The 10,467-nt window shown below is 67.6% G+C and carries 10 protein-coding genes and 2 pseudogenes; 4 read left to right on the plus strand and 8 right to left on the minus strand.

Going from position 1 to position 10,467, the window contains the following annotated elements; genetic code table 11:
• From ACI2LP_RS33115 to ACI2LP_RS33125, 3 genes and pseudogenes are all read left to right on the plus strand, one after another.
• Positions 1-206: DUF1416 domain-containing protein (locus ACI2LP_RS33115; RefSeq protein WP_404728237.1), on the plus strand; the 206-nt coding region annotated here is incomplete at its 5' end.
• A gap of 996 nt (positions 207-1,202) precedes the next feature.
• Entirely contained in the window at positions 1,203-1,682 is a 480-nt protein-coding gene (locus ACI2LP_RS33120) for a hypothetical protein (protein WP_404728238.1), read from the plus strand.
• Positions 1,683-1,919: 237 nt separating this feature from the next.
• Positions 1,920-2,082, plus strand: a pseudogene (locus tag ACI2LP_RS33125) (phenylacetic acid degradation protein PaaD); the annotation flags it as partial.
• A 13-nt stretch (positions 2,083-2,095) separates the two neighbouring features.
• On the opposite strand, the gene cynS reads toward ACI2LP_RS33125, so the two are convergent.
• The 7 genes from cynS to ACI2LP_RS33160 all read right to left on the minus strand — a co-directional run bounded on the left by cynS (position 2,096) and on the right by ACI2LP_RS33160 (position 9,330).
• On the minus strand, positions 2,096-2,539 hold the full coding sequence (gene cynS, locus ACI2LP_RS33130) for a cyanase (protein ID WP_404728239.1): 444 nt from the start codon (positions 2,537-2,539) through the stop codon (positions 2,096-2,098).
• Between the two features lie 32 nt (positions 2,540-2,571).
• Positions 2,572-3,285: a cysteine hydrolase gene (locus ACI2LP_RS33135; RefSeq protein WP_404728240.1), complete on the minus strand. Its 714-nt coding sequence runs from the start codon at positions 3,283-3,285 to the stop codon at positions 2,572-2,574.
• Positions 3,286-3,443: 158 nt separating this feature from the next.
• Entirely contained in the window at positions 3,444-4,064 is a 621-nt protein-coding gene (locus ACI2LP_RS33140) for a TetR family transcriptional regulator C-terminal domain-containing protein (RefSeq protein WP_404728241.1), read from the minus strand.
• A gap of 189 nt (positions 4,065-4,253) precedes the next feature.
• On the minus strand, positions 4,254-5,366 hold the full coding sequence (locus tag ACI2LP_RS33145) for an FAD-dependent oxidoreductase (RefSeq protein ID WP_404728242.1): 1,113 nt from the start codon (positions 5,364-5,366) through the stop codon (positions 4,254-4,256).
• A 197-nt stretch (positions 5,367-5,563) separates the two neighbouring features.
• Positions 5,564-6,190, minus strand: coding sequence for a LuxR C-terminal-related transcriptional regulator (locus ACI2LP_RS33150; RefSeq protein WP_404728243.1), 627 nt, complete (start codon positions 6,188-6,190; stop codon positions 5,564-5,566).
• 124 nt (positions 6,191-6,314) lie between these two features.
• Positions 6,315-6,890 carry a sigma-70 family RNA polymerase sigma factor gene (locus tag ACI2LP_RS33155; RefSeq protein WP_404728244.1) on the minus strand — a complete coding sequence of 192 codons (576 nt, stop codon included), beginning with the start codon at positions 6,888-6,890 and terminating at the stop codon, positions 6,315-6,317.
• A 946-nt stretch (positions 6,891-7,836) separates the two neighbouring features.
• Entirely contained in the window at positions 7,837-9,330 is a 1,494-nt protein-coding gene (locus ACI2LP_RS33160; RefSeq protein WP_404728245.1) for a right-handed parallel beta-helix repeat-containing protein, read from the minus strand.
• Between the two features lie 517 nt (positions 9,331-9,847).
• Between ACI2LP_RS33160 and ACI2LP_RS33165 the strand changes: the two genes are divergently transcribed.
• The gene (locus tag ACI2LP_RS33165) at positions 9,848-10,066 is read left to right on the plus strand and encodes a hypothetical protein (RefSeq protein ID WP_404728246.1); all 219 of its coding nucleotides are present in this window, start codon (positions 9,848-9,850) and stop codon (positions 10,064-10,066) included.
• Between the two features lie 287 nt (positions 10,067-10,353).
• Here ACI2LP_RS33165 and ACI2LP_RS33170 read toward each other — a convergent pair.
• Positions 10,354-10,467 (minus strand): annotated as a pseudogene (locus tag ACI2LP_RS33170) (glutamine synthetase); the annotation flags it as partial.

Raw genomic sequence — 10,467 nt, forward strand, 5'->3', positions numbered from 1 at the left:
ACGGCGAGCCCGTCACCGGCTACGTCCGCCTGCTGGACTCGACCGGCGAGTTCACCGCCGAGGTCCCGACCTCGGCGACCGGACAGTTCCGCTTCCACGCGGCCGAGGGCACATGGACGGTGCGCGCCCTCGTCCCCGGCGCCACGGCGGACCGTACGGTCGTCGCGCAGACCGGTGGCCTCGCCGAAGTGGCCATCGCCGTCTGATGTCCCGACGCGCCTCTCGCACCGCTCGGCGCGGGGGCGCGTCACGGGCTACGAGCCGCGGCGCCGACGTGACATCAGTCGCTCCGCGACGGGCGTGCGTCGGATTCCGACAGCTCGCAGCTCCGCTTACTGGCCGAAGGGCCGCACCCCAGGGGTTGGACGCTTTCCTGGAACCGGGTGCGGCCCTTCGGTCGTCCCGGTTTCCGGTCGTACCCTGAATTGGGCTTGATCCGCTTTGACGGACATCGCCCAACGCTCCAGCAGCCGCAGTGGAGTTGACGGCAGCCGTCAGTCAGTACCAGAGCGTCCTGGCCAGAGGCGGAGTCGAAGCCCTCATGGCCCGGGACTTCTGGAAGCATGGGCCGGTGGCCAGGGGCCCTGGACAAAGCCGGCAAGACCTGGCTGCAGGCGGGGTTCCTGCACCACGCGGCAGCACTCGCGGACCTCAACCTCCTCGCCTACGCTCTGGCCGCGGCCGAGCGGAGGGACCTGGCCTCGTCAGTCTTCGCCGCGCTGGAGGGAAAGGTCACGAGCTGGCCATGGCAGCTCAACGGCGATCCGGTCAGCGTGTCCTCTCACGAGCAGTCGCGGTCCGTGCGTCAGCCGACCGGACAGAACCGGGCCGCGGAGCGTGATCGTCCTGGTCTGGCCAGGACCGGCGCCGCAACTTCGACGCCCGGGTGGGCACGGCTGGGCAGCCTTCCTCACCAACCGCCAGCACGGTTGGCGTCATCGACTTCGCACGCTGAAAGGTGCCGCACACCCCAGCTGGGTCACCCCTCGGTGATCGCCTCTGCGTAGGGGGCGGGGCAGCATGCCACGACGATCCCGGTGCGGCCTGCCTGCGGGTGCGACCAGAGCGTGCGGCATCACCGTGGCGATCAGCCAGCAGCAGAGAACCAATGTGCCATGACGCCCGTAGTGCGCTGTGACGCTTTCAGTCCCGGAAGGGGGAGGGCCGCGGTTGCGCCACTGGCGCCCAGTCGGCTGCAAGCCATGTCCCCAACACCCCGTCACCTCATCCACATCACCCCGCTGTATGCGGGCCGACTCGCCGAGGCGATGGAGGCAGGGCGGTCACGTGACTTCGCCACCGCCGTGCGCGCCGCGGACCGGCTGATGAGCGACATGGCCGAGGACGTCGAAGTGACCGTGCCACAACGTCTGGAGACGGAGCAGTTCCGTGCTGATCTCGCTTACCTGACCGGAGACTTCCTGCTCGCCACGAGGCTGTGGACGGCAATTGCGCACTCCTGGACGGAACATACCGGCCTGCATGGGCGGAGCCGAATCGCCGCCTGCAACGCGGCGGCTTGTTGGATGGAGCTCGAGGGGGTCCAGGCCGTCGGGCTCGCCCCGCAGCTCCTCGACATGCTGCGCTTCGTTGCCGCACCGGAGCGCACGGCTGCGGTGAGGGCCGCGGTCGAGCGGCGCCTCGGCGGGGTGTTCGTGTCGGTCCGTGTGTCGGCGGTGTGATCGGGCTCTTTGTGTCGTGGTTGCCGGACCGCCGAGCGGCGGAACCAAAGACCCCCACACCACTCCCAGCACAGAGAGCTTCGACGAGCCGACGCCGTCGGAACCGGAGACGGCCCAGGCCTGATGTGACCCAACGTCCAACCGCCGGCTCCGGGAAACAGTGCGGGGACCTGCCCCGCACCGTCTCGGGCACCAACCGGTAGGAGTACCCGCCACACCGCAACCGGCGTGTTGGATCACGGCCAGGGAAACCGCCGCGCCCAGCATGACCGTGACTCCAACGATGGTCAACGGCCAGAAGATCGCCCACGGCGGCTGTCTGTTTCTCGTCGCCGACACCGCGTTCGCTTGCGCCTGCGGCAGCCACGGACCCGTGACCATCGCGGCCGGAGCCGACATCGATGAGCCGGGTTTCAGGCTCCTGGGTAAGGGAGGTACTTACCACTCAGGACGAGTTCGACCCGATCGCCCCTGGGATCCTCTCGGCGGTTCAGTGTCAGCTGGAAGTCGATGGCGCTCATGATGCCGTCACCGAATTCCTCGTGAATCAGCTCCTTGATCGTCGGACCGTAGACGGTGACGATCTCACGGAGACGATGGATCAGTGGGTCCGAGGCGATGGCACCCTCACTCAGCCCTCGAGTGGGAGGCGTCCGGAGGATTGCGACGGCTGCACTGGGCAGGTCGAAGATGTCGGCGATCTTCTGTGCCTGATCGGCTGACAAGGTCATCTGGCCGAGGCAGGCGGTGGTCACCCATTCCTTGCTCGCGTCGAGTTCGTCGGCGACGTCAGCCCACTTCATTCCTTTCTGGATCTTTGTCTCGACGATCTGCTCGGTGACGGTGGCCCGATTCACGATGCACGTCCTTCGGTCGCTGGATGCGGTTGTCAGTGTCCGCGCAGTGCCGCGACAGCCTCGGCCGTCGTCCATGTTGCGCCGGCCAGGAAGCGGAAGTTGATGAGTGCGGAGAGGTAGCCGTCGCCTTCGGGGAGCCGGGGCCCGGCCGTGGCGTCACGGACGACGACCACCTCGAAGCCCTGCTCGACGAGTTCGCGCAGATGCCCCTCGACACACAGATTGGCGGCCATTCCGGCGAGGAGGACCTGGGAGATGCCGCGCTTGCGCAGTTGGAGGGCGAGGTCGTTCGACTCGGGCCCCACGATCTTGTGCGGCGAGGCGATGACGGTCCTGCCGTCGAGTATGTGCTCCCGGTAGGCGGGCAGGAAGTCGGCCCCGGAGTCGGCGAATCCGTCGAGGAGAAGCGGCCCTTGGCGCCTGAACATCCCCACGCTGTGCATGTACTGCTCCAGTGGGCCGCCGAACTGCCAGGCGTCGTCGGACGGGTAGTAGTAGTGGGGCGAGATCGCCACGGTGACGTCGGCGGTCTTGGCTGCCTCCAGAAGCTGTCCGATGTGGGCGACCGTGTCGTTGTCGGTGATGCTGGCGCCGAAGATCTCCCAAGTGACCCCCTCTGGACTGAGGAAGTCGATCTGCGGGTCTGTGACGACCAATGCCGTGTGTGCGAGATCAAGCTGCAGGCCGCTGCCCGGAAGCGCGGGCGCGGAGGGCTCCGCGTAGAGGCCGGTCTGGGCGGGCGTCATGGGTCGGACTCCTGACGGGAAGCTGGAAGGTGCTGGGAGTCCAGGAATCATAGCTGTCCAGTCGTCTATAAATGAAGTAGACAGCCCGCATGGACTCGTTGACTGAGGGTTCTCAACTGCCCCTTCTGTGCAAAGCACACTGCGGGGCCCGTCGACGCTCAGGTGGAGGTCGCCTGCATGCCGAGCAGTCGCGGCAGGGCTGCGGTGAGGAAGCGTTCGTAAGGGGCCCTGCATCGATCGACGCGCCCCCGCATGGCCGCACCTTCCCAGGATTCGATGATCATGGATGCCAGCTCGGTGGCCTCGGGGGAATCTGCGACGTTCTGCTCACTCCTGGCTTCCATGAGGCAGGCTGCGATCAGGCAGGACCAGCGGTCCATGATGGCGGCCAGCTCCTCGCGCGCCTCTTGATTGTCGTCGGACAGCTCGAGGGCCAGATTGCCGCCAAGGCATCCCAATGCGAAGCCCTGCTCGGCGCGGTCCCGAGTCAGAGCCTCGAAGAACCCGACGAGGCGCCGCACGGGTGGAGTGGACTCGTCGCTGAGGATGGAGGCGTGATCGCGGACGATCCCCGCCCAGTACTGCCTGAGGACGGCAGCGGCGAAGGCGTTCTTGCTGCGGTAGTAGCTGTAGAACGAGCCCTCGGGTACGCCGGCCTTGTCCGTGATCTCTTTGATGCCTACTGCGTTGAACCGCTCAGAGTGGAAAAGGGCCAATCCTGCATTGAGGAGTTTCTCGCGGACCAGGGGATTTGCGGGTCGGGGCACGGATTCATCCAACTGATCGTTGCGAGACCGCTGAGGCGGCGATGCGGCGCGCGCTGAACGTGGGAGCGACCATCAGCAGCAGCCTCCTGTGGTCACCGCCGTAGGCGGTGACCACGTGCTCGACCACGACCCACATGACAAGCCGCCGGCTACGGCGTTCTCGAAGTCGGGCCAGTGGGCGCGGGCGCCCTTGGGCCGACGTCAGGGCAGGTCGCGCAGCGGGGCGTAGCCGCGCTCGAACAAGGCCTTGGCACCGTAGCGGAAGGCGATGTTGCGAACGGCGGGCACCATGGACCTGGTCCGGTCGCGCCGGTGGGTCTGCCGCTGCACCCACCGGGTGCGCGGAAGCCTGCGCTGGACGTACTGCTGCAGGAGGTGTTCGGTGTCTCCCCCGGTGGCCAGCACCTCGGCCAGGACCTGAGCGTCCTCGACGGCCATCGCAACGCCCTGGGCCATATTGGGCGAGCTCGCGTGTGCGGCGTCCCCCACCAGCACGACGCGGCCGTGCGCCCATGTCTCGCCGCTGACCTCCTCCACCGGTGAGAAGTACGCCTCATGGGCGGCGGGTGCGGCCAGCAGGTCCCGTACGCGCTGGTCATAGCCGGAGAAGAGCCCAAGAAGACCGCCGACGGCGGTGGTCGGGTCCTCGGGTGAGGCGACCGTCACGTCGGCGTAGCAGCACACCCGGCCCTCGCCGACGGGGTAGGCCAGGAAGGTCGTCCCCGGGCCCAGCCACACGGTCCACCGGTCGATGTCGGGAGCGTCGGTCAGGAAGCGCCAGCAGACCTGCCCGACGTAGCGGGCACCGGCCGCAGGATCGACCGACTCCCGCAGGCCCGACCGTATGCCGTCCGCTCCCACGACCACGTCGTAACGGCCGCTCACGCCGTCGCTGCACTCCACGTCCACACCGTCGTCGGACTGCTTGAGCGAGACCACGGTGACCCCGTGGCGGACGGGCACGGGCACGATGTCGTGCAGGGCCGCATGGAGGTTGGCGCGCGTGATGCCGACGCAACCGGCGGTGCCTCTCCACAGTTCAGCCATGGCGATGTCGGCCAGCACGCGGCCCCGGTGATCCATCATCCGCTGCCCCGGCACGAGCGCTCCCAGCCCGCTGAGGTGGTCCCCCAGCCCCAGTGCGGTCAGCGCGCGGACACTGTTCCCGGGCAGGAAGAGCCCGGCTCCGGTGGCACGGCGCTCGGGGGAACGCTCGATGACGTCGACGGACATTCCCTCGCGGTGCAGAGCGGTGGCGGTCGCCAGGCCGGCGATACCGGCTCCGACCACAAGGACGTCAAGGGGGGTGGGCATTCGGATCTCCGTAATGTGGTGGCCTTGGGTGGTACGTCGTGCACTACGGCCCCGTCAGCTGCCAGGTTCACGGCCACGGGCCGCCAAGCGCTCCCCTGCCATCCGGGCTTGGCCGCGGTGACCGGCACCGCGGGAGAGGATGCCCTGGACAGGTGACTGGCCTGCCCAAACTCCGCACTCGGTACGGTCAGTTGACGTCACAGGGTCCCGGAGCGCAATGCGAAGGCGACCGCGTGGGCGCGGTTACGCAGTCCGAGGCGGTTGATCATGCCGCTGATGATGTTCTTGATGGTGCGCTCGGAATAGCTCATCTTCTCGGCGATCTCCGTCGTGTCCAGGCCGTCCGCCAGCAGCCGCAGCACCTCCACTTCGCGGACCTCCAGTCCGGACGGCGTCAGTCCCATAGGCCCCAGCACGTCGCCGTGGACCGTGCCGATGTGGTTGATCAGCCAGCCCTGGACCGAGGCAGGCAGCACGCCGCGTCCGTCGGCGACACCTCGGATGGCCTTGGCGATTCGGTCGAACCCGGCATCCTGACGCCATATCACGCTGCGCAGTCCGAACTGCACCGCCCGCACCACCTGGCCCTCGCGCACACCTCCGGTGACCAGCACGATTCCCATGCCGGGTTTGACCGAGCGGGCGGACACCGCTTCCATGATCAGCATCGTCTCGTCGGTGACGTCCACCGTCAGCATCACAACCACGTCCGCCCGCTCGTGCTCCTGCAGCGGCAGCACTGTCAGTTCCCGCTGCCTGCTCAGGCAGGAGGCTGCTCCCTCCCCCGTGACCGGGTCACTGGCGAGGATCGCGATCGAGATCACCCTCAAACACCCTTCCTGGGACGCATCACCGTGCCGGCCGGGGCCGCGCCCCGTCGCGGAACCTCGTCGAGGGCGCGGCCCAGCTGAAGATCAGCGTCACCGCCTTCAGCGGTCGTCCGGGAGTTCACCCCGCGTGAAGTCCCTGGGACGTCAAGCCTTGGCGCAGTGCCCGCAACGCATGGCTGGTGCGGGACTTCACCGTGCCGATCGGGAGTTTCAATGCGGCAGCGGTGTCCTCAACACTGCGATCGAGGTAGTACCGGTGAACAAGTACCTCGCGGTGGGGCGGGGTCAGGTCCTCCATCGCCCTCTTCAGCACGTGCGAGGTGAGCATGCGCTCGCCTGCATCGGGCACCACGTCCACGTCCACGTCCGATGCGCACAGCTCGACCGGACGCACGCGAGAGGCCCGGAGACGGTCGATGGCCAGCCGCCGCACCACGGTGAAGAGCCAGGGACGCGCGAGTCCTTGGGTGGAGATGAGCCGATCCGCGTGGCGCCAAGCCCGTAACAGCGCCTCCTGGACGAGGTCTTCAGCGCTGTGGACGTCACCCAGGGTGAGTGTCTTGGCGAAGCGCAGCAGGTCGGCTTCCTCCGTACTGATCGCCAACAGGAAGTCCTGGCCTCTGTCCGGGACCACCTGCTTGGAGCCTGCGACGTGCTGCGCAACGCTGCCGGACAACGAGGCGACTGCGGGCAATTTCCCGTCTTCCTTCAGAGTGATCGAAGACGTGACGTACATGGTGGTTCGACCGAGCCTTTCAGGCCACGCCGATTGCTCTAGCGGCGGCGGGTCGGCGTACGGATGACAGCTGGGAACGTCCCCTGATGTACCGCCGCGTCGGAACGCCCGAGAACGTCTCGCATGCTCCTGGCCCTCGATGGACGCACCGTTGCTTTCTGATACTCAGTCAGTTCTGACGGAGGTCGACGACCTTCAGACCTCAAGCCCGGTGACCCACAGCCCCGGCCCGGCGGCGCGGGCCCGGGCGGTCGCTTTCACGCCGCTCCGCCACCAGTGCGGCAAGGGCAGCGACGAGCGCATCCACCCAGGACGACAGCCGGAAGCAGGGGCACGGTCATAAAGCCACCTCGGCCCGGGAGAAGGGGTTCGGTCGGCGCCGGACCGGCATCGGCGCCCTGATCGCTCTAGGGAGACGGACGTGAAGGGGTTCTGGACACGGGCGGAGCCGGCGGCAGCACCCCGGGCCGACCGCGGGGCCGTAGTGGACCACCAGGCGGACCACGCACCGCTGACATGGCGTCTCGCCTATCGATCGCGATCCTCGCCAGTGACCCCGTCACCGGGTAGGGAGCCGCCTCCTGCCTCAGCCGGGTTCGACAGCTGCCCGCCTCGGTCCAGGGCCGGCTGAACAACCACATCGGCACGGTCCACGGCGACGTGCCGGGGCCGATGGGACTGACGCTGGGCGAGCAGTTCCCCGAAACTGGGTGCCGACGACGTCTCGGGCACACGTACCAATGATCAACGTCTCGAGCCTGAGATCAACTCAGGACGCTGCGGCCAACGACCAACAAACCGCTCACCCTTGATCATGCTGGGGTGGGTCGTCTTACCGATCCGTGGGGCTGAATCGGGCCGCAGCGCCCGGAAGTTGTTTCAGCGGGCCTTGGCCGATTCGGGCTCAGTAGGCGTAGAGAGTGAACTTTTCCCAGCCGTTGTTGGCGGGGCGGTTTGCGATCAGCGGCTCAGTGCCGTTGTTGGAAGTCACGTACATGTTGTTCGCCCCGGCAACCAGACTGACGGTACCGTTGGAATTCTTGATCATGCGGAATGTCTCCCAGCTGTTGGGGACAGTCCGGTTGGCGATCAGCGGCTTCGTGCCGGCGCTCTCCGCGGTGACGAACAGGCCGTTGACTTGCGCACGCAGCTGAACCTGGTCCCCACTGAGATAGGTCACGTCGAACGCCTCCCATGGGCCGACCTGCGCGCGGTTGGCGATGAGCGGTTGCGCACCGGCACTCTCCGCCGCGACGAACAGGCCGTTGTTCGCCTTGAAGCTCACAGCGGTGGGGCGTTCCGTCAGCCCGAGCAGGCTCGTCAGGGACGGGTTGGGGATGAAGTTCGACTGCAGCGTGCTGTTGCTGACGGACGCCGACTGGAATCCGCTCGGTGCTGAGGCGATGGAGCCCGAGCAGTTGGAGCCCTTCACATAGCCCACGTGGGTGGACCTGTCGGTGTTGCCGGTCACCGTCCAGTCTCGGACGCCGTTGGCGACGAACCCGTAGCCCATGTGCGCGCCCTCGAGCGTGTTACCCGTCACGGTGGCGCCGTAGTTGACGACGGTGGAACCACATCCCCAGGGCAGCGGGCCCATGGGCACTGCGATCTTGATCAGGGAACCCGCGGCGTTGATCGTGTTGCCCGACACCACGGTGCCCGTGTAGTTGCCTCCCTCCGGGCCGTAGTCGACCATGTTGATACCGCCGAGCATCACCTGGGTTGCCGCGATGATCGTGTTGTTCCGGACAGTCGAGCCGGGAGCACCGAAGATCACGATGCCCCCGTCGGTGGCATCCCGGATGGTGTTGTTCTCAACCAGGGTGTGGCCGCAGTCCAGGGAGATGCCGTCCGCCCACGTGTCCGGCACGTCCGTGCCGGCGTCGGTGAGCAGATTGCCGGACAAGGTGGCCTGCTGGCACCCGGGTACGCCGCCGGTCGAGTCGCCGCCGAACAGGTGGAGGTCCGACCAGCCGCGGGTGTGGTGGGCGTAGACGTTGCGCACGGCCTGGCCGGTGCTGTTGCCACCCATCTCGATCAGCGCGTCAGAGTTGGGAATCCGTCCGTACTGCGGGCGGGAGCCGTCCACTTCGACGTTCTGCACAACCGCGCCGGACCGGTCGTGCCCAAAGACGGCCATCGCCAGGGTGGGGCTGGCGACCCGCAGGATGGCGCGGGTCCCGTCGGTGGGCAGCCCCTGGGTCTCGATTCGCTGCTGAGCGGCAGTGAAATAAATGGTCTTGCTGAGGTTGAAGACAGCGCCCGGGCAGAGTTCCGCCACGTCTCCAGGGCCTACGAGTGCAGCGGTGATGTCGGCGTCTGTCCCAGAAGATATGCAACCGGCAGCGGAGGCCGGAGAGGTGGTCGGGCCGAACCAGGTCAGACCCGTGACGGCCATGCCCAGAACGGTTCCGATCCCCAGAGCCGAACGCCGCCGAGTGCGGGGCGTACCAGCAGAGCCCACGCGTCCGTCCCGCCTCCCTCCGACTGCGGCTCCGACTCCGGCGGCTCGGCCTCGAGCGGCCTCGCGTGATCGGCGGGACAGTGGTCGTAGCTTCATCTTTTTCCTTCGACATGAGCTGGATTCAATCCACGTGAAAAGGTGCGGTATTCAAAATCCCCTTGGCGACGCTCCGCCAACTTCCCGCGGCCGCATGCTAGGGCCGTAATTCGGAGAAGGACGCGTTCGCGCCCGCGCCGCCGTACGCGAGGGAAGCAATCCAGGTCCTGCCGGGCAGAATCCCGGCGCGGCAGGGCCGCCCGGACGCCATGGGGCCTCGGTGCCGACGTGGTCTGCGTGACCAGTCCCGGGCTCGTCTTCCGTGTTCTTCAGGCGCGGCAGGGGCGGCAGGGGCGACAGAAGGGATCCGACTGGATCCTCGAGCAAGCATTCTCCGCCCGACGGGCGCGACCACTTGTCACCGTCCTGGACGGGCATCCGCACGCGCTGGCCTTTTCTGGCGTCGGTCAACAATGCGCGCAGCACCTCCCTGGGGGTCACCTCCTTCGGGCAATCCGGCACCATCGAGGACCTGTATCGCTTCCACGGGCTCGACACGGACCGCATCATCGGCGCCGCTCTCGATCTGATTCGACTGATCCCCGGTGGCCCCTCGTCGGCAAGCCTGGGGTGATAGGCCGCGCGTCGAGGCGACCGTTCCAGTGAACGACCTTCTCGCCCGCAGCGCGCGGGCCACACCCTCCATCGGGCTGGTCCGGACACTGGATAACAGGTGCAACGAGGCCGACATGCTCACTCATCTCGGCGAGACGCACCGGCGGCCGCTCCTGGGGCCCTTGGCACGGTCGGCCGCCGCCGTGGGCCGTGGGCCGTGGGCCGTGGAGGACATGCCCCCACAACTGCCGGGGGCCGCCCCGGCGGTGATGCCGGGGCGGCCCTGGTGGGTTCGGAACTGGCAGGTCAGACCTGGCCGGCCTTGTCCAGCGCGGTGCAGCAGGTGTCGACGAGCAGCCGCGTGACCACATACGGGTCGACGTTGGCGTTCGGACGGCGGTCCTCGATGTAGCCCTTGCC

Origin of the sequence: Streptomyces sp. NPDC019890, from assembly GCF_044903445.1 — a bacterium.
In the GTDB taxonomy this organism is placed as follows: domain Bacteria; phylum Actinomycetota; class Actinomycetes; order Streptomycetales; family Streptomycetaceae; genus Streptomyces.